This window comes from Bacillus sp. EB106-07-01-XG149, assembly GCF_058791555.1.
The window spans coordinates 1-18,313 of record NZ_JBYTDP010000008.1 but is presented as its reverse complement, the minus strand read 5'-3'; the positions used below and the strand labels follow the sequence as shown (position 1 = coordinate 18,313).

At 36.8% G+C, this 18,313-nt stretch carries 21 protein-coding genes, 2 tRNA genes and 4 riboswitches; of the genes, 2 read left to right on the top strand and 21 right to left on the bottom strand.

Annotation, left to right across the window (positions count from 1 at the left end; translation table 11 throughout):
• Positions 1-40: 40 nt before the first annotated feature.
• From kdpC to tenA, 17 genes are all read right to left on the bottom strand, one after another.
• Positions 41-622 (bottom strand): K(+)-transporting ATPase subunit C, encoded by a 582-nt coding sequence (kdpC, locus tag AC3WTA_RS24150; RefSeq protein ID WP_000412613.1) that lies wholly within the window; start codon positions 620-622, stop codon positions 41-43.
• A gap of 16 nt (positions 623-638) precedes the next feature.
• On the bottom strand, positions 639-2,729 hold the full coding sequence (kdpB, locus tag AC3WTA_RS24145) for a potassium-transporting ATPase subunit KdpB (protein WP_070168414.1): 2,091 nt from the start codon (positions 2,727-2,729) through the stop codon (positions 639-641).
• Positions 2,730-2,742: 13 nt separating this feature from the next.
• Positions 2,743-4,410: a potassium-transporting ATPase subunit KdpA gene (kdpA, locus tag AC3WTA_RS24140; RefSeq protein ID WP_000638334.1), complete on the bottom strand. Its 1,668-nt coding sequence runs from the start codon at positions 4,408-4,410 to the stop codon at positions 2,743-2,745.
• Positions 4,411-4,429: 19 nt separating this feature from the next.
• Positions 4,430-4,510 (bottom strand): K(+)-transporting ATPase subunit F, encoded by an 81-nt coding sequence (kdpF, locus tag AC3WTA_RS24135; protein ID WP_000214976.1) that lies wholly within the window; start codon positions 4,508-4,510, stop codon positions 4,430-4,432.
• Positions 4,507-4,611: a SipW-dependent-type signal peptide-containing protein gene (locus AC3WTA_RS24130; RefSeq protein WP_000887892.1), complete on the bottom strand. Its 105-nt coding sequence runs from the start codon at positions 4,609-4,611 to the stop codon at positions 4,507-4,509. The genes kdpF and AC3WTA_RS24130 overlap by 4 nt, the downstream gene beginning before the upstream one ends.
• A 94-nt stretch (positions 4,612-4,705) precedes the next feature.
• Positions 4,706-4,851: riboswitch (cyclic di-AMP (ydaO/yuaA leader) on the bottom strand.
• A 259-nt stretch (positions 4,852-5,110) separates the two neighbouring features.
• Entirely contained in the window at positions 5,111-5,341 is a 231-nt protein-coding gene (locus AC3WTA_RS24125; RefSeq protein ID WP_000866313.1) for a hypothetical protein, read from the bottom strand.
• A gap of 15 nt (positions 5,342-5,356) precedes the next feature.
• A complete protein-coding gene (locus tag AC3WTA_RS24120) occupies positions 5,357-5,743 on the bottom strand; it encodes a hypothetical protein (RefSeq protein ID WP_000424062.1) in 387 nt (128 codons plus the stop codon).
• Between the two features lie 93 nt (positions 5,744-5,836).
• A riboswitch (cyclic di-AMP (ydaO/yuaA leader) is annotated at positions 5,837-5,984 on the bottom strand.
• Between the two features lie 85 nt (positions 5,985-6,069).
• The gene (gene thiD, locus AC3WTA_RS24115; RefSeq protein WP_098098299.1) at positions 6,070-6,891 is read right to left on the bottom strand and encodes a bifunctional hydroxymethylpyrimidine kinase/phosphomethylpyrimidine kinase; all 822 of its coding nucleotides are present in this window, start codon (positions 6,889-6,891) and stop codon (positions 6,070-6,072) included.
• Positions 6,892-6,897: 6 nt separating this feature from the next.
• On the bottom strand, positions 6,898-7,917 hold the full coding sequence (gene thiF, locus AC3WTA_RS24110) for a thiazole biosynthesis adenylyltransferase ThiF (RefSeq protein ID WP_492333050.1): 1,020 nt from the start codon (positions 7,915-7,917) through the stop codon (positions 6,898-6,900).
• A complete protein-coding gene (gene thiG, locus AC3WTA_RS24105; protein WP_000931995.1) occupies positions 7,910-8,680 on the bottom strand; it encodes a thiazole synthase in 771 nt (256 codons plus the stop codon). Before thiG ends, thiF begins: the two co-directional genes overlap by 8 nt.
• A 2-nt stretch (positions 8,681-8,682) precedes the next feature.
• Positions 8,683-8,886: a sulfur carrier protein ThiS gene (thiS, locus tag AC3WTA_RS24100; protein ID WP_001049510.1), complete on the bottom strand. Its 204-nt coding sequence runs from the start codon at positions 8,884-8,886 to the stop codon at positions 8,683-8,685.
• A 15-nt stretch (positions 8,887-8,901) separates the two neighbouring features.
• Positions 8,902-10,011 carry a glycine oxidase ThiO gene (thiO, locus tag AC3WTA_RS24095; RefSeq protein WP_070168411.1) on the bottom strand — a complete coding sequence of 370 codons (1,110 nt, stop codon included), beginning with the start codon at positions 10,009-10,011 and terminating at the stop codon, positions 8,902-8,904.
• Positions 10,004-10,624 (bottom strand): thiazole tautomerase TenI, encoded by a 621-nt coding sequence (gene tenI / locus AC3WTA_RS24090; RefSeq protein ID WP_000787175.1) that lies wholly within the window; start codon positions 10,622-10,624, stop codon positions 10,004-10,006. Before tenI ends, thiO begins: the two co-directional genes overlap by 8 nt.
• A gap of 10 nt (positions 10,625-10,634) precedes the next feature.
• Entirely contained in the window at positions 10,635-11,636 is a 1,002-nt protein-coding gene (locus AC3WTA_RS24085; protein ID WP_000670442.1) for an ABC transporter substrate-binding protein, read from the bottom strand.
• A complete protein-coding gene (locus tag AC3WTA_RS24080) occupies positions 11,633-12,385 on the bottom strand; it encodes an ABC transporter permease (RefSeq protein WP_002096844.1) in 753 nt (250 codons plus the stop codon). Before AC3WTA_RS24080 ends, AC3WTA_RS24085 begins: the two co-directional genes overlap by 4 nt.
• Entirely contained in the window at positions 12,385-13,134 is a 750-nt protein-coding gene (locus AC3WTA_RS24075; RefSeq protein ID WP_001256820.1) for an ABC transporter ATP-binding protein, read from the bottom strand. The genes AC3WTA_RS24080 and AC3WTA_RS24075 overlap by 1 nt, the downstream gene beginning before the upstream one ends.
• Positions 13,103-13,798: a thiaminase II gene (tenA, locus tag AC3WTA_RS24070; protein ID WP_000666838.1), complete on the bottom strand. Its 696-nt coding sequence runs from the start codon at positions 13,796-13,798 to the stop codon at positions 13,103-13,105. The genes AC3WTA_RS24075 and tenA overlap by 32 nt, the downstream gene beginning before the upstream one ends.
• Positions 13,799-13,880: 82 nt before the next feature.
• Positions 13,881-13,984, bottom strand: a riboswitch (TPP riboswitch).
• 60 nt (positions 13,985-14,044) lie between these two features.
• Positions 14,045-14,156, bottom strand: a riboswitch (TPP riboswitch).
• A gap of 269 nt (positions 14,157-14,425) precedes the next feature.
• On the opposite strand from tenA, the gene AC3WTA_RS24065 reads away from it, so the two are divergent.
• On the top strand, positions 14,426-15,580 hold the full coding sequence (locus AC3WTA_RS24065) for an SH3 domain-containing protein (protein ID WP_001056049.1): 1,155 nt from the start codon (positions 14,426-14,428) through the stop codon (positions 15,578-15,580).
• Positions 15,581-15,585: 5 nt separating this feature from the next.
• Positions 15,586-15,924 (top strand): hypothetical protein, encoded by a 339-nt coding sequence (locus AC3WTA_RS24060; RefSeq protein ID WP_001189484.1) that lies wholly within the window; start codon positions 15,586-15,588, stop codon positions 15,922-15,924.
• Between the two features lie 242 nt (positions 15,925-16,166).
• Here AC3WTA_RS24060 and AC3WTA_RS24055 read toward each other — a convergent pair whose 3' ends face one another.
• The 4 genes from AC3WTA_RS24055 to AC3WTA_RS24040 form a co-directional block, all read right to left on the bottom strand.
• Entirely contained in the window at positions 16,167-17,318 is a 1,152-nt protein-coding gene (locus tag AC3WTA_RS24055; RefSeq protein ID WP_001203049.1) for a DUF3965 domain-containing protein, read from the bottom strand.
• Between the two features lie 297 nt (positions 17,319-17,615).
• Entirely contained in the window at positions 17,616-18,035 is a 420-nt protein-coding gene (locus AC3WTA_RS24050; RefSeq protein ID WP_000199001.1) for a CBS domain-containing protein, read from the bottom strand.
• Between the two features lie 129 nt (positions 18,036-18,164).
• Positions 18,165-18,236: transfer RNA gene (locus AC3WTA_RS24045), tRNA-Glu, on the bottom strand.
• Position 18,237: 1 nt separating this feature from the next.
• A tRNA-Asn gene (locus AC3WTA_RS24040) sits at positions 18,238-18,312 on the bottom strand.
• Position 18,313: the final 1 nt, after the last annotated feature.

The window sequence follows — 18,313 nt, the reverse complement described above, 5'->3', positions numbered from 1 at the left end:
CAACGCTACCTCAATCCGTTAGATTGAGGTAGCACTGTTACTATTTCAGTAGTTTCTGCAATTCTAAATTTAACTTTAAAACGTTTACGCGGTTCTCTCCAAATAAGCCAAGTGCAGCACCTTCCGTTTGATCTTTAATCAATTGACCTAATGTTTCTTTCGGAATTTTCGTTAATTTAGAGATACGATCCACCTGCACAGAAGCTGCCTGCGGACTAATATCAGGATCTAGCCCTGAACCTGAATTCGTCACTAGATCAATCGGCACTTCTGTTACCGGAACAGTTGGGTTTTGTTTCTTCCACTCTTCAACACTTTTCTCTACTCGTTTCTCTAAATCCGGATTAGATGGTGCATAGTTATTAGACCCTGATGCTTCTGCTTTATATTCAATACTAGAAACACGCCCATGAAAATAACGTGGATCTGTGAAATTTTGACCGATTAATGTAGAACCAATCACTTCGTTTTTATCATTATATATTAGACTTCCATCCGCATTATCCTTCATTACTGCTTGTGCAATACCAGTTACAATAAGCGGGTATACAAGGCCGCACAACACTAAAAATGTAAAAGTAATACGGATGATTGGTGATAGTATACTTTGTTTCTTCTCCATCTTTTTCCCCTCTTCCTTATATGAACAAGCCGACAATTATATCAATTACTTTAATTCCAATGAACGGTACAATCACTCCACCAAGCCCATAAATAAGTAGGTTTCGGCCCAATAGTGCATTCGAACTCATCGGTTTATATGCGATACCTTTCATCGCCAATGGAATAAGTAACGGAATAATAACAGCGTTAAATATTAATGCTGATAAAATCGCTGACAGCGGTGATGTTAATTTCATAATGTTTAATGCTTCCATTTGCGGAATCGCAAGTGTAAACATTGCTGGAATGATTGCAAAATATTTTGCAATATCGTTCGCAATACTAAACGTCGTTAACGCACCACGCGTCATTAACAATTGCTTACCAATCCCTACAACCTCAATAATTTTTGTCGGGTTCGAATCTAAATCAATCATATTCGCTGCTTCTTTCGCAGCTGTCGTACCACTATTCATCGCTAATCCAACGTCAGCCTGCGCTAATGCCGGCGCATCATTTGTACCATCACCCGTCATCGCTACAAGTTTCCCTTTATCTTGCTCTGCTTTAATAACCGCAATTTTATCTTCTGGCTTACACTCAGCAACAAACTCATCTACCCCTGCTTCTTTTGCAATCGTTGCTGCTGTTAACGGGTTATCACCTGTACACATAACCGTTTTAATCCCCATTTGGCGCAATTGTTCAAAACGCTCACGCATACCTGGCTTTACTGTATCCTTTAAATAAATTAAACCGTAAATACGATTATTCACTGCAACTACAAGTGGTGTCCCGCCCTCTTTGGAAATGGAATCTGCTTTTTGATTTACATCTTTCGGAATCGTTCCACCTTGTGACCTAACCCATTCAATTACGCTACCTACAGCACCTTTTCTCACTTTCGTTCCGTCCTGTAAATCAACACCACTCATTCTCGTTTCTGCTTTAAACGGAACAAATTCACCTTGTTCTGCAATTTCTCGATTATATGATATAGATTTCGTTTTTACATATTCTATAACTGATCGACCTTCTGGTGTTTCATCTAAGACTGAACTAATCGCAGCCCATTTCCCTACTTGCTCAATCGTCTCATTTCCTACAGGAAGCAATGTATGTGCCATTCGGTTCCCGAAAGTAATCGTACCTGTTTTATCTAAAATGATTGTATTAATATCACCCGCAGCTTCTACTGCTTTACCCGACATCGCTAACACATTGAACTTTGTCACCCGGTCCATCCCGGCAATACCAATTGCTGATAATAAACCACCAATTGTCGTTGGAATTAAACAAACTAACAACGCTACAAGTACAGCTGTATCAATTTGAAACCCTAAATAGTTTGTAAAAATCGGCAACGTCACAACAACGATTAAGAAAATAAGCGTTAAACTCGTTAATACTGTATTTAAGGCAATCTCATTCGGCGTTTTTTGACGAGCAGCTCCTTCTACTAACGAAATCATTTTATCAATAAATGATTCACCAGGATTACTCGTAATGACAATTGTAATCTCATCACTTACGACCATCGTTCCACCTGTCACGGAACAAAAATCACCGCCCGCTTCTTTTATTACAGGAGCCGATTCCCCTGTAATCGCAGATTCATCAACAGACGCTAATCCTTTTATGACTTCTCCATCACTCGGAATCATTTCTCCTTGTTTTACAATAACAACGTCATCTTTTCTCAGATCAGTTGCTGAAACTTGAACAATGTTTCCAGTTTCTTTTACAACATTTGCAAACACATCTTTCTTTGACTGTTTTAAAGAATCGGCTTGCGCTTTCCCCCGTCCTTCCGCTAACGCTTCTGCAAAGTTAGCAAATAAAACTGTAAATAATAGAATGAGAGAAACTGTTATATTAAACCATCCTGGTACACTACTAGAACGACTTGGAAGAAACGATAAAATGAACGTAATGATAAATCCAATTTCTACAACAAACATAATCGGATTCTTTATCATGACTTTCGGATTCAATTTCGCAAAGGATTGTTTCATCGCATGTTTCACGATATCACGATCCATCGTTTTCGCTTGTCTAACTTCATCTTCTACAGCATGTATTTGTGAATCATTTACTCTCTTTTCTTTTACTACTACCGGTCTCATCATTTACCCTCCATTACTTCAATGTAAGAAATTCTGCAATTGGGCCGAGTACTAACATCGGGAAGAATGTTAATGCACCGACAATTACAATTGTTCCGATGAAAATGCCGCCAAATAAACTATTATCCGTACGGAACGTTCCGACTGTTTCTGGTACTACCGTCTTTTCTTTCAATGAAGCTGCAACAGCTAGCATCGTAATTAAACTGAAATAGCGCCCTAAAAACATAACTAAGCCAGTTGTAATATTCCAAAACGGTGTATTATCCGCTAACCCTTCAAATCCAGATCCGTTATTCGCAGCTGACGATGTATATTCATATACCACTTGCGTTAAACCGTGGAAACCAGAATGAGAAATGGCATCCGTTCCTAAACTTGTTGAAAGAGCTAATGCTGAAAACCCTAAAATAAGCAGTGGATGAAATAGTATCGTTACCGCAATTAATTTCATTTCCTTACCTTCAATTTTCTTACCTAAAAACTCTGGTGTCCGTCCAACCATCAATCCAGATATAAAGACTGCGATAATCGCATACATAATAATGTTCACAAAACCTGCCCCAACTCCGCCATACACTGTATTTAACATCATATTTACGAGTGGTACTAACCCGCCAATTGGTGTTAACGTATCATGCATCGTATTAACGGCTCCTGTTTCAGCAGCTGTCGTCACTGTTGCGTATAGGGAAGAAAATACTGTTCCAAATCGTACTTCTTTTCCTTCTGTACTCCCTTGTACATGTTCGATGCCCATTCCATTTAACGCTGGATTCCCATGTAATTCAGATGTAGTAATCGTTATAAATCCTAGTAAAAACACCATGAATAGTGATACGAAAAGGATACGACCTTGTTTTTTATTTCCTACCATTCGTCCGTACGTAAATGGAAGTGCTGTTGGCAATAACATCATAAGCATCATTTGTAAAATATTACTCATTTGCCCTGGATTTTCAAAAGGGTGCGTAGAGTTTGCTCCGAAAAATCCACCGCCGTTATTTCCGAGTTCCTTAATGGACACGAATGATGCAACAGGCCCACGTAATATACTTTGCTTTGCCCCATCGATTGTTTGTGCTGTAACTGCACTGTCTAACGTTTGTGGTACGCCAAGTGCGACAAAGACTAGTGCCGCAATAAATGCGATAGGAAGAAATACTCTCGTTAGTGCTCTCGTAAAATCAACGAAAAAGTTACCGAGTTCCTTCCCAGCAAGCCCTCTTATAAACGCCATTACAAGTGCTAACGTCGTTGCTGGTGCTGCAAACATTAAAAATGTAATTCCGATTAATTGTGATAAATACGATAAACCATTTTCACCGCTATAATGCTGTAAGTTTGTATCAGCCATAAAACTAATTGCTGTATTAAAAGCAAGCGTAGGCTCCATCCCTTCAATGTGTGCTGGATTTAATGGCAATACTCCTTGTAGTCTGAAAATGAAATATACGACAACAATCATAAATCCATTTAATAAAACTAATGACAATGCGTACTGTTTCCACGTTTGATTGTATTCTTTTACACCCGTAATTTTAAAAATAAGTTTTTCAAAAGGCCCGAATACTTTATCTAACTTTTTACTACCTTGAAAGGCTTTCTCTAAATAAATCCCCATTGGCTTTGCCACAAGAATAAACAACAGCATGGTAATAACAACTGCGACCCAAATCATAATGAATGATTCCCCCTAATTAAAACTTTTCTGGATTTAATAATGCATACACTAAGTACACCGTAATTGCTGCAACAATAACCGATAAGGCAACCGTCATGATTGCTTCCCTTCTTTCACAACTTTATCTGACCAACTTGCAAGACTTACCATCGATGCGACTAACACAACAAAAATCCCGATCATTACAACATCTAACATAGCCATTCCTCTTTTCTGTAAAAATTTACCATTAATTTATCAAAAAAAGAACACTAAGCTCTACTTAGTGTTCGAAATGAACAACACAAAGTAAACCTCCTCTCTAAACGCTTACGAGGTTAGCTGTCGGATTCGGGCCTAAAGAGTAGCCCTACTTTCAAAACTGAAAGATTCACCCCAAGTGACGATGCACAAAATTGGTTCCCCCGCTCCATTTCTGGAACTCAGCGATTTTAGGTTTTTTTGGAAATTTTATGAATGATTTATGAGAGTAAATATACTCCTCTATATTTAACTTGTAAAGAGCTAAATTACTGAAAATAAGAAAATATCCATCTATTTAAACGCTTACATTGAGTGTTATTAATATTATTTCATCTGTTTTCTCGTCTTTTCTTTCTTTTTCACAAAAATAATCTTTTAAATACGAAATAAAAAGAGCGCATGACATGAAGTGCATAGCTTGTTGCACTTAGCATTCGCTCTTTTTTTTCACTATTTATTCTCCACGCAAAAATGCGCGCAAATTTCTCCCGCGAATATAAACTTGTGACAATTCTGCATGTAGCTGCTCATATTCGATAACATCTGTTTTTAAATATAAAGCGTCTTTCGATGGCAATATGATATAGGCCCTTGGAAAAATAGGATCAAGCACCACCAATTCTTGAACTCGCTCTACTGATACCGCCCAACGATTCGCTATATCTCCTAGTAACAACACCTTCATCTTTTTTCCCCCGCCCTATTCAAAAAATAAAAAAGAAATATTATTACAATTCGTAAACACGACAAATGTAGCTCCAATTTTTTCATAGAGCCTCGCTGGATATCGTTTATTCCTTGTAACAACAGTAATAGGTGCTTGAAAAGAAAAGCGAATGTGTTCTGTGAAGAAACTAATGATTGGAAGCTCATCCCCTAGTAAAATCACCTTCTTAATACACTCACAAATACTAGTAAAATCTTGTGCCTTACTACAGCTATAAGTCCAATCAAACCCACAATTCCTAACTTCAGCAGCTATCTCTTCATTTGCTGTAAAAATAATTAACTCATGTTGAAATGCTACTAAATCTCTTAAACTATTTACCTTGCTTTCTTCTCCAATACAAATAAGTGTTAATTCCATGTACCTCATCCTCCTTAGCATAAAAGAACTCAAACATAGATTGATATTCCCTTATACTAATCAGATTGATGAAGTGATGTATCCATCATGGCACCGTCCTCTCTCAAGACGCTTACGAAGTTAGCTGTCGGATTCGGGCTTTGAGAGTAGCCCTACTTTCAAAATTGAAAGATTCACCCCTAGTGACACTGCACAAATTGGTTCCTCCGCTCCTTATATTTGGACTCAGCGTATTACAAAAAATGTATTCTGGCTGATATATTACTCCTGTATTTGAAAAAAGTAAACAGAAAAAAAGCCAGTTATAAAACTGACTTTTCCTTTCTTTATGCTTGTGTTTTATTCAATTTATATGCAAAATGATTCGTCGGCCCATGACCACTTCCGATATTCAAAGGCTCTTCAATTGCTATACTAATAAATCGTTTCGCTTCTAGAACTGCCTCTTCAATTGAGTAGCCTTTCGCAAGTCCTGCTGTAACCGCTGAAGCAAATGTGCACCCGCTTCCGTGCGTTTGCTTTGAAGGAATCCGTTCACTTCTAAATTCGATAAATTGCTCACCATCAAAGAGTAAGTCAATTACTTCATTACCTTGATATTCTGCATGTCCACCCTTCATAAGCACGTATTTCGCACCTAGTTCATGCAGTACTTTCGCAGCTTCCTTACTATCTTCAACATTATGAATCTCCATCCCGGTTAACACTTCTGCCTCAGGAACATTCGGTGTTACAACGGTTGCTACTGGTAATAAATATTCTTTTAATGCTTGTACTGCTTCCTGTTGTAATAATGATGCACCGCCCTTAGCAATCATAACAGGATCTAGTACAATATTATTCCACCCAAACTTATTAATATGTTCTGCGACAATTTGAATAATTTCACTGCTAAATAACATTCCTAGTTTCACAGCATCTGGTGTTAAATCCGTACCAATTGAATTCAGCTGTTCCGTAATACCTTCTAACGGAACTGGATATACCCCTTGAACGCCAAGCGTATTTTGAGCAGTAATTGCCGTAATTGCCGTCATCCCATACACACCAAGCTCTTGGAAGGTTTTTAAATCTGCTTGAATGCCGGCACCACCTCCACTATCAGATCCTGCAATTGTTAAAGCTTTATTTACTTTCATCCCACTCATCCTTTTCTATCCAAAATAGCGATGATAAATTGTTTTTGCTTCGCTTATATCTTTCGTTCCATGTACAAGTACCCGGCCATCTTTAAAAGCAACTAATCTCTTTTCCTCCACAGAAAATGATATTAAATATGGATTTACATTCAAATTATTCACACGATCTTTCAGCAGCTCTTTATATCGTTCAAAATCCATTTCTTCTTTATGAGGTGGTCTAATTTGAACTGTATTTCTCCCGCACAAAACTGCTGTTTTCGATGTATTTTCTTTATTTAAATACGGGTATATCGCATTCTCTCCGCACGAAGGACAATTATGCTTACGAAGCTTTTGCACATTCATACATGAATATTCATTCTTCCATACATCAAACGACACAAGTCCATCTCGAAGCAATTCATAATCTTCCACTAACAGTTTAAGAGCTTCCGTTACTTGATGAGAAACGACGAGAGATACAGCAGGAGATATAATGCCCGCTGTATCACATGTCGCCCCGCCAAGCGGAATCGATTGTAATAGACAAGATAAACATGGCGTTTTACTAGGAAGAATTGTGTAAGAAAGGCCGTAACTCCCTACACAGGCTCCGTAAACCCATGGAACGGAATACTTTTGTGCTATATCATTCACAATAAAACGCGTTTCGAAATTATCAGTTGCATCAATAATTACATCAACATTTGTAACGAGTTCTTCTAATTCCTCAGCTGTTACATCTTGAACGAGAGCTTCTACTCTTACTTCACTATTAATTTCTTCTAGACGCTTCTTTGCCGCTACAGCCTTCGGTAGGTTATTCTCTACATCGCTCTCTGCATACAATTGTTGCCTTTGTAAATTACTCCAATCGACATAATCTCGGTCAACAATCGTTACTGTTCCAACACCTGCTCTTACAAACATCTCTGCATTTGCACTACCTAATGCACCTGCACCGATAATGAGTACATGCTTTTCTCTTATCTTTCGTTGCCCCTCTTCTCCAATTGGAGAAAATAATTCTTGGCGAGAATATCGATTATTCAACTACGCTCATTCCTTCTAAAGGACTACTTGCTGTTGCACAACGTTTACGTGCAATACGCCCCGCTTCAAATCCTAATCGTCCTGCTTCAATACTTAATTTCATTGCTTGTGCCATTTTTATTGGATCTTTTGCTCCCGATACAGCAGTATTTAATAACACGCCATCCGCTCCTAATTCCATTGCAAATGCCGCATCAGCTGGGCTACCGATACCAGCGTCAACGATAACTGGTACTGTCGCTTGTTCAATAATGAAGCTTAAGTTTAACGGATTTACAATACCAAGCCCTGAACCGATTGGTGATGCTCCTGGCATAATTGCATGCACACCTAGTTCTTGTAATTTACGTGCTAATACAACATCATCAGATGTATACGGAAGTACGATAAATCCTTCTTCTAGTAACATTTCAGATGCCTTTAACGTTTCTACTGGATCAGGTAATAACGTTCTATCATCACCGATAACTTCTACTTTGATCATATCGCAAAGCCCCGAAGCTTTTGCTAATTTTGCAATACGAACAGCTTCTTCAGCATTTTTTGCTCCAGCTGTATTCGGTAATAACGTATATTTTTTCACATCAAGTTTCTCTAATAAATTAGGCTGCTTTGCATCAAATATATCCATACGACGTACTGCGAACGTTAAAACCTCAGCCTCAGATACATCAATTGCCTTTTGCTGTACATCAAAATCAGGGAATTTCCCTGTTCCTAATAAAAGTCTAGAATGAAATGAAAATGGTCCAATGTTTAACATAATCAACCGCCTCCTACGAAAGTTACAATCTCAATTTGGTCTCCATCAAAAACAGATGTATCTGTATGATCATCTTTTTGTAAAATATCTTTATTACGCTCTACTACTACAATTCTGTTATCTAACTCTAAATGCGTAAGTAGCTCAGCCACTGTTTTCACACTCTCTGGCACTTCAAGTTGGTTACCATTAATTTTTAAATTCAAACTTCCATCCCCTTTCTAAACTATTTTAGAAAGCAATGAATCTAGCAAATGATTCGCCTGCTTTCCTTCTATTAAATCAGCCATATACTGACCAGAAACAGGACTTAATAAAATACCGTTTCGATAATGCCCAGTACAAGCGTATAAACCTTTTATTTCTTCATGCTCTCCCATATAAGGAGCTTCATGATTCGATTGTGGTCTTAACCCTGCCCATGCGCTTTCCCACTCTGCTTCTTTTAAAGCTGGCAATATTGTATACGCGCGCTCTAATATAGAAGTAATACTTTCTGGTTGCACGGTTTTATTAAACGTATGAGGCTTCATCGTTGCTCCAATTACGTAACGTCCGCCGCGCTTTGGTGCAATGTAAAATCTTTCTTGGAAAATAGGCGCCTTTAAAAGTGGTTTTCTACTTCTTACCGCTACTACTTCTCCTTTAACTGGATATGTACCCCATTCGTGGTGAAAATGCCCTAGTAACTTCGTGCTCCATGAACCACCCGCAATAACAACTTTCTCGCATGCTATAATACCTTCGCTCGTCACAATCCCAGTCACTTTATTGTTTTCAATACGAATATCAAACACTTCTGTCTGTTCATATATATCAGCACCCGAAATTGATGCGGAATGTGCGAATGCTTTCGTAAGCTCCGGTGCAATAACATGACCGTCTTTTGGATAATATACAGCACCTATAATTGAATCAGATAGAAACGGTTCTTTCTCTCGTAAACGATCTCCCGTTAGAAAGTAAGAATCTTCACCTGTTTTCTGCTGCCAATCCATAATGTGAAAAATTCTTTCCTTCTCATCTTCATTTTGGGCAATGCGATAAATGCCTTTCTCATCATACCCAATATCGATGCCTGTTTTTTCACGTAAAACTGCTGCAAGTTGTGGAAATATAGCACGGCTTTCTCTCGCAAGTTCAAATAGTGGGTTATATGCATCCCATTCTGCCTGAACCCCAAGTAAACCAGCGGCTGCTTTCGAGGCTTCAGATGCAATTCTTTGCTTCTCTATAATCGCTACTTTATGCCCTCTTTCTGCTAGAAAATGTGCAACTGAACTACCGATTACACCACCACCAATTATCGCTACATCATACTTCTTACACATGTTTTTCCGCCCACTTTCTTATTGATTCCTTATAAGATTTCGCTTTGCTATACGGGTTACTACTACTTATAATCCCAGACATAACAGCAATACCACTGACACCGTTAGTAAGAACATCCCCGATATTTTCCGTGGTAATTCCACCAATTGCTGTAATCGGTATGGATAAACACTTTGCAATGTCTGAAAGCTCTTCAAGCCCTCTCGCTGGTACACCTTTTTTACAATCTGTCGGAAATACATGACCATAGACGAGTGAATCCGCTCCATTCTTAAATGCATCGATCGCCTCTTCTAAAGAATGTACAGAATAGCCGACATGCAAATAAGAAAACTTTTCTTTCACTGACCTTACATTTGCGCTTCGATATCCTAGCTGCACGCGTGGAATGTTTAATAAAATAGCGATATCAATTCGATCATTTATCACTATTTTTGATGCCGGAAAGCCTTTCTTCAAAAGACTTTCCACACCTTCATACAAATCCTTCGTACTTTTCTCACGCTCACGAATATGCAAATAGTCAATCTCACTTTCAATTTGCATCGCTACATTCACTAACTCTTCGAATGACATGTGACCATTTGAGATTACATGAAGCTCATTTTTCATATTCATTCGCCTACTTTAAAATATTTTCGAAGAACTCATCGGCCGGAACGATTTCTTTCGTCATTCCTTTATCTTTCAGCCATTTATTTTGTTTCTCCCATGACTCTTTTGAATCTGATAAGAATGGTTCATCTTTCGTTTCCATCTTCTCTAATAAAATTTTCATACTCTCTTTTTCAACTTCTGGTACAAGTGGGAAGTTTTCTTTTTCTTGATGATTTAATAAAATATTTAATGCTTCATCTGGATTTTTCTTCATAAAATCATAGCCTTTTTTCGTACCACGTAAGAAGGCTTGTAACGCTTCTTTATCTTTTTTCAACGTTTTATCACCTGTTACAAATACAAGCTCATGATAATTCGGTACACCGTAATCGGCTGGATTAAAGTATGCTGGTTCATGACCTTCATGACGCATAACAGGTACTTCATGGTTAATGTATGCCCCTGTTACCGCATCCACTTTCTTCGTAATTAATGCCGGTACTAGATCAAAGCCAACATCGACTACTTTCACTGTATCTGGATTACCACCAGCTTCTTTTACCATCGTTTTTAAATACATCTCACTTAAAGGTGTTCCAGAATATCCAACTGTTTTCCCCTCTAAATCTTTTGGCGATTGAATGCCTGCTGATTTCAGCGATACAACATGATTTAATGGTGAACGTACGACAGCTCCAATTGATTTCACTGGAATTTGTTCATTTGCTTTTGCCATGACAACATCTGGCTGATAATATAAGCCAACCGTTACTTTTCCTGCAGCTGCTAAAGTTAATGGATCAGTCGGATTAGAAGGGAATTTAATATTCACCTTGACTCCTTCTTCTTTAAAGTATCCTTTTTCAATCGCCGCATAAATAAAGCTATGTACCGCATTTGGGTACCAATCAAGCATGACCGTTATTTCTTTTTCTTTTTTATTCTTATCTGACGCTGAATTACTAGAACATCCAGCGATCATTGCAACTAATAATGTCAACACAAAGATGCGTTTTAAAAATTTCATGAATACTTCCTCCAACTAATAAATTTCTTTTCTAATACTGAGATAAGTATGACGAAGAAAATAGCTAATAATGATAACAATACAATGGGTGCAAATACACCTGCTCCGTCTAACTGCGTCATCATTCTTTTACTGAAATATCCAAGCCCAGCTTGTGCACCGAGCCACTCACCGATTGCTGCCCCAATTACACTAAGCGGAACTGCAATTTTTAAAGCTGAGAAAAAATAAGGAAGAGCAGATGGTAACTTTAATTTAAGAAAAACATCTTTTTTCGTTGCCCCATACGTAACTAAGAGCTCCTCCCATTCTTTTTTCGTACTGCGTAGTCCATCATACGTATTGACCGCAATTGGGAAAAACGTAATTAAAACAGTAACAACAACCTTACTCCAGATCGTATATCCAAACCATAAAACGAAAAGCGGCGCAAGCGCTGTAATAGGAATCGTTTGTGAGGCAACTAATAATGGATAAAATGCTCTCTCCATCCAATTACTCACATTCATTAACATCGCTAGCCCTACCCCAAGTACGATAGAAATAGCCACCCCTATTAAAACGACCGATAAGGTTGCCGGCAAATGAACCGTAAATAATATATCTTTTAGTTTCCATATCTTCATCACAATTGCAGACGGTGACGGTAAAATGTACATTTCATCTACGATTCTTGCGCCTACTTCCCAAAAGGCAAGTAAAATACTAGAAAGTGTAAGGGCAGGTAATAGCTCCTTCAACCGGTTCATCATACGAGTACCTGCCTTTGTAACATACTAAGAAGCTCATCTTTAAGCGCTAACACTTCAGGCTTATATAAATCTTTTCTTGTTCGATTACGATCAAGCGGTACAACCCTCTCGGTTAAAGTAGTTATCGGTTGCTGCTCTACTACTAAAATTCGATTAGAAAGAAACAACGCTTCTTCCACATCATGAGTGATAAATAAAATTGTTTTTTCCCACTCTTTCCATTGTTCAAACAGCCATTCTTGCAAAGATGCCTTCGTTAAAGCGTCCAACGCGCTAAACGGTTCATCTAACAACAATATCTCCCCGCCTGTTAATAAAGTTCGAATAAAAGATACGCGTTGTCTCATACCACCAGATAAATCTTTCGGATATTTTGTCTCATACCCTTGTAAGCCAAATTTATGTAGCAGTTCCTTGGCCTTTATTTGTGCTTCTTTCTTCTGTACACCTTGACACTCTAGCGGCAGAGCAGCATTCTCAATAATCGTTCGCCACGGCAGGAGCATATCTTTTTGGGGCATATACCCTACAGGATGGCTCTTCGTTTCTGTCAGCTCTATCTGCCCAGTACTTACTTCTTCTAAACCTGTAATAAGGCGAAATAGAGTACTTTTCCCGCATCCACTCGGTCCGATAATACTTACAAACTCTTTATCTTGTATAGAAGCATTTAATTCATTGATGATTGGTTTCTCATCATAATGAAAAGAAACATTATGAAACTGTAGTATGTTCTTGCTCCTCAAATCCCCACATCTCCTTACGATAGGACATATCCCAGAATAAATATTCAAATCGACTGGAATATAGGAAAATCTCCTCTAATCGATCTAGCTCTTTTTCAGACTTTCCAACTGCCATTTCATTTAATAAATCGATTAACCAAATACAAAGGTTACCGTATTCTTCAGAACTATATCCTTGAATCCACTCACCAAAGAACTCATGATCTCTTGCTCCAGGAATATCATTTAAACGCTTTCCAATTTCCCAGTAGCTCCACATACATGGAAGAAGTGCTGCTATTAATTCCGCAAGTGTGCCATTTTGAGATACAGACATCATGTAATTTGTATAAGCTAAATTTTTAGCAGATGGCTTTGCAGACTCTATCTCTTCTATAGAAATTCCAAGTCTTTTTGCATACTGTTTATGGATTGTCATTTCTCCATTTAATATGCCATCAATTTGTTCAGCAAATTTCCCCATTACTTGTGGGTTCGTTGCTTTTACAACACCAATCGCATATAGCTTTGCATAATCTAACAAATATAAATAATCTTGAATAACGTAATACTGAAACTTATCTTTTTCTAACGTGCCATCCCCCATACCTACTACAAACGGATGATTATGACTCATCTCCCAAACTGGTTGTACAGTTTCTAATAATCTATCGCAAAATTTCATTTCTCTATCCCCTTTCGATTTATATATCTAAATAAAAAACCACTTCTAAATAAGAAGTGGTTACAGCAAATAAAATTATAATTTATTCGTTGCTCCACTTCCCTTCGCTAGTATTACCTAGATCAGGTGTTATAAGGGTTAAGGATTATTCCTCTCTCAGCACAACAAGCACCCCTAGTGGTTTCAATATGAAATTTTCAAACAAAAAAGCCCCGTTTCTATACGCAAAGAAACGGGGACTTATTATTAGTGTCCGAATTGCTTCCCTACGCTAGCATAATCTAGATCAGGTAATGAAAAGGATCAAAGGCTTACGGCCTACTCTCAGCTGGCAACACCAGCTCTCCTAGCAAACTATGAAATTATCACTGTCAGTATAACATCGTAATAAGACATCATCAACTGTTTTAATTTTCTCAATTGTCAACAAAATAACAAAACTATATAATACTTATATTCTATCTTAGAAATTATTATCCTAATTAATCGGATAAAAAGGAATCATTATCCTCAAAAAATTTATTTTTATATTGATTTCATATTACATTTATGTGAATACACCCACTATATTATATCTTTATACTATAATAAAATTACAACTATACAACTAGAGGAGGTCTCTATTATATGAATATGAAAGCTACTGCTTTAACAGCAACTACTGTCGCAATTGCCTCTTTACTTCCTTCTATGGGAGAAACAAATGTACAAACAGCCAACGCTGAACAATTATCTAATGTGAAAACTGGATATGTCAAAGTCGATCAAGTAGCCTTACATACAAAAGATAACGCAAATAGCTCATCAATTGATACAATTCGCTTTAATACGAAAGTGAACATACTTGAAACAACTAATGGCTGGTATAAAGTATCTGTTAATAATAAAGTAGGTTACGTACAAAAAGATGCTATTCTACTAAAAAACAAACTTCAATCTAATAATCAATACATCGTTAATGCCAATGCATTAAACGTTCGTTCTGAACCTAATTTAGAATCTTCAATTTTAGATGTATTACCAAATGGAAAATTCATTACCATTCAAGAAGAACAAGGCGAGTGGTATAAAATTTTACATAATGGCAAAACAGGTTACGTACAAAAAGCATTTGTGGCTAATGGTTCACAGCCTTTAGTAAAAGGCATCACAGTTCAAAATAATACGAAATACACAGTTGCAACACCTAAACTTAATGTACGTGGCAACGCTAGTACAAGTAGTGCACTACTTGGTTCATTACAAAATGGTACACAAATACAAGTAGTGGAAACTGTAGGAACTTGGTATAAAATTCGTTTTGGCACAGGATACGGATACGTAGCAAAACATTATGTGATGCAAAATCAATCACAAGCTCAAACGGCTCAACCTACTTCCATTCCAGCAGTTTTCAAATTCCCTACTCAAGGAAGAATTAGCTCAACCTTTGATATACGCTGGGAACAAATGCATTATGGTATAGATATTGCAGCTCAAGGTAATGTCTCTATCCAGGCGGCAGCTGCAGGTAAAGTTGTGAAATCATATTATTCAGCTAGCTATGGCAATGTTGTGTTCATCGCCCATCAAATAAACGGGAAATTATATACAACAGTCTATGCACACATGAAAGATCGCACTGTACAAGCTGGTGATCAAGTACAAGCTGGACAATTAGTAGGTCATATGGGAAACACAGGTCATTCATACGGGCAACATCTTCATTTTGAATTACACAATGGAGAATGGAATTTTGAAAAAACAAATGCAGTAAACCCACTGCCATATTTAGTTAGGTAAATTGTATGCAACGCAATATCAATATACCTCTCTTAATTGAATACTTCGCCTTTTTAGGTTTAATCTATTGTTTAATCATTTACAATACAAACACTGTATTTTTATCTATTATCATTGCTTTTGTTGCTTTAGAAATTATGATGGAATCCTTTCAAGTACAATTAAAACAAAAAATTGCCCATATATATAATGCCATCTTTCTATTAAGTGCCCTAATAACAAATATTATTAGTAATGGTTTTTATTTATCTACCGTATTTCCTGTATTCTTTATGGCTGTTTTATTATTCATAGCTAGATACATTCATGTCCCTACTAACAAAAAACACGAACAAAAAGCTTAGAAAGAGGAGACATTGTGTACCGATCTTTCAAAGATAATCCGCTAAAATATATATTGAATTTATACACAAAAATAAATACTTTTTTTGGTATACAAGGAAGCAATACGGCACAATTTCTCCTTTATGGAATTTTATTTCTCGTCTTAATTGCGTTCTCCTTGCTTTACTAATAAAAAAAAGGATCTCACATAAACTTGAGATCCTTTTTAATTTATATAAATTTTTTATATAGAAAATGCTCTTTATCCACAAGCATATTTTTCATAAATAAAGCTAAGATTATATTTTTTCTCTAAACTCATTCTTTGTTCATCATCACACCAATAGAACAGAATGTCATGAATCGTTGCATAACGCTTATTTTTAAGAAATAGTTTAAAGAATGATGGTAAACAATCATGTAATTGTATAAATATATAATTGCGTAATATTTCTTCTTTATATTCAATGCCCTTACAAATATACAGTAATTCTTCACAATAATATGCATGTTGCGGAACTTGAATCATTTCGAAAAATGGCACATATGATAATAACTTTCCGATAAAATGATCATATCGATCCATTATCCCTATCGTCATATGCTCCATCATTTCTTTCATTACATATAAATAATCATCTACATGAGTAGTTTTCAATGGGTCTAATCGATCTGAAATTTGAGAAAGTACAGCTCTTTGACAAGCTAACACCGCTTGACTAGGTCCATAATATGATAGGAAGTCTGTACACTTACGATATTTTCGTAATAAGTCATGTGTGTATAAGTCATACACAAACGTATTACAATACATCGCTAGACTCATCATATCACTATTTAATTGCTCTTTTGATAGTAATTTAGCTCTCTTACACATATAAAAGAATGTAAATTCCAATACTTCTTTATGAGATAATAGTTGTTTACAATCCGTTATACATTTCTCATTAAATTTAACCCTATCCCAAATTTCTACATCCCCATCAGTCAATTCACCCATACGATATTTAATAATTAAATAGTTTAAAGCAACCGCTTGCGTCAACAGATCCCACGTTTCATATTCCAATGAAGTGTGAACAAACTCAGCTAGTCCTTGAGTTATCATAAATGTATTTGCTTCTTCATACCAACCAATCTCTTGGCATAAGCGAAGAATACGTACTAGAGTTGGAATTTCATCTTTATGAAACTGCGGCAAATTCTTTACTTTATCCATTCCATATACGATAAATGCCGCTAAATTTTCTTCTTTATAAAATTCTTTTTCTTTCCACACTAATATAGTCCGTTCTTTCCCTTCACCTTTTGGATGACAAGGTACAAGCAAAGAAAATAATTCAGCGAAATTATTTGGTTCTATATATGTATCTGTAACCAAATTCCAATTTGGATCGCGCTGTACAGCCCTCATATAATTCCCCTTCCCTTTTGTCTACATAGGAAATATTAATCCATTATTACATCATTAACAATGAATATTGTTATATTCAAAATCTTTCATAATACTTATATCTATCAGTATATCATTTTTTCTCTTATTTAAAATTAGGAATGACAAATTTTAAAAAACTGTCGAAATTACTAACTGTATACTTATATTATATAATGTCTCAGATACATCATGCTAACATATTAGTTTAATCCATATATACTAGAATAATGCATCTGATTTTTATACGTAACTTATCCCACTAATGAACGACTCTCTTCATTCCGTATGCTCCGAGATTTCACTTAAAGCAAATCCAGCTTGATCATCTGCCGATTCTCTTATAGCTAAATCACCTAGTGCTAGCATCCCCACGAGTTGACCACTCTCAACTACTGGTAATCGTCTAATTTGATACTGTGCCATTAACTCTGTAGCTTTTTCAATAGAATCATCTGGAGAAACTGAAACAATGTTTGTTGTCATTACATTTGTAATTTTATTAGATCCAGGATGTTTCTCAGCAATCCCACGAACAACTAAATCTCGGTCCGTAACAAGCCCAACAACTTGCTCATTTTCAACAACTGGAATCAATCCAATCGATTCTTCTTTCATCTTTACAGCAGCCTCATATACATTGTCTAGCGGTGTACAATGTACAACATGAGTACTCATAAAATCTCTCACTCGTGTCATTTTTGTCTCCTCCTTTTTATACATACCATAGCTTTTCCTAAATCCCTTTATTTATTTCAGGAAAATCAGTTGATAAAGGAGGATTCCACAAAATAAAAAAGAGTCAGCAATATGCTGACTCTTTTTTTATGACCCGTACGGGATTCGAACCCGTGTTACCGCCGTGAAAGGGCGGTGTCTTAACCACTTGACCAACGGGCCATGGCTCCGCAGGTAGGACTCGAACCTACGACCGATCGGTTAACAGCCGATAGCTCTACCACTGAGCTACTGCGGAA

Coding starts and splice junctions, on each gene's coding strand:
- AC3WTA_RS24055 (WP_001203049.1), bottom strand. CDS start 17,318: ATGAGGGCTGTACAGCGCGATCCAAATTGGAATTTGGTTACAGATACA.
- kdpF (WP_000214976.1), bottom strand. CDS start 4,510: ATGACGGTTGCCTTATCGGTTATTGTTGCAGCAATTACGGTGTACTTA.
- kdpB (WP_070168414.1), bottom strand. CDS start 2,729: ATGAGACCGGTAGTAGTAAAAGAAAAGAGAGTAAATGATTCACAAATA.
- AC3WTA_RS24050 (WP_000199001.1), bottom strand. CDS start 18,035: ATGACACGAGTGAGAGATTTTATGAGTACTCATGTTGTACATTGTACA.
- AC3WTA_RS24130 (WP_000887892.1), bottom strand. CDS start 4,611: ATGTTAGATGTTGTAATGATCGGGATTTTTGTTGTGTTAGTCGCATCG.
- thiO (WP_070168411.1), bottom strand. CDS start 10,011: ATGTGTAAGAAGTATGATGTAGCGATAATTGGTGGTGGTGTAATCGGT.
- kdpA (WP_000638334.1), bottom strand. CDS start 4,410: ATGATTTGGGTCGCAGTTGTTATTACCATGCTGTTGTTTATTCTTGTG.
- AC3WTA_RS24120 (WP_000424062.1), bottom strand. CDS start 5,743: ATGGAATTAACACTTATTTGTATTGGAGAAGAAAGCAAGGTAAATAGT.
- thiD (WP_098098299.1), bottom strand. CDS start 6,891: ATGAGTGGGATGAAAGTAAATAAAGCTTTAACAATTGCAGGATCTGAT.
- tenA (WP_000666838.1), bottom strand. CDS start 13,798: ATGAAATTTTGCGATAGATTATTAGAAACTGTACAACCAGTTTGGGAG.
- kdpC (WP_000412613.1), bottom strand. CDS start 622: ATGGAGAAGAAACAAAGTATACTATCACCAATCATCCGTATTACTTTT.
- tenI (WP_000787175.1), bottom strand. CDS start 10,624: ATGAAAAATGAGCTTCATGTAATCTCAAATGGTCACATGTCATTCGAA.
- thiG (WP_000931995.1), bottom strand. CDS start 8,680: ATGTTAAACATTGGACCATTTTCATTTCATTCTAGACTTTTATTAGGA.
- AC3WTA_RS24065 (WP_001056049.1), top strand. CDS start 14,426: ATGAATATGAAAGCTACTGCTTTAACAGCAACTACTGTCGCAATTGCC.
- AC3WTA_RS24060 (WP_001189484.1), top strand. CDS start 15,586: ATGCAACGCAATATCAATATACCTCTCTTAATTGAATACTTCGCCTTT.
- AC3WTA_RS24085 (WP_000670442.1), bottom strand. CDS start 11,636: ATGAAATTTTTAAAACGCATCTTTGTGTTGACATTATTAGTTGCAATG.
- AC3WTA_RS24125 (WP_000866313.1), bottom strand. CDS start 5,341: ATGAAGGTGTTGTTACTAGGAGATATAGCGAATCGTTGGGCGGTATCA.
- AC3WTA_RS24080 (WP_002096844.1), bottom strand. CDS start 12,385: ATGAACCGGTTGAAGGAGCTATTACCTGCCCTTACACTTTCTAGTATT.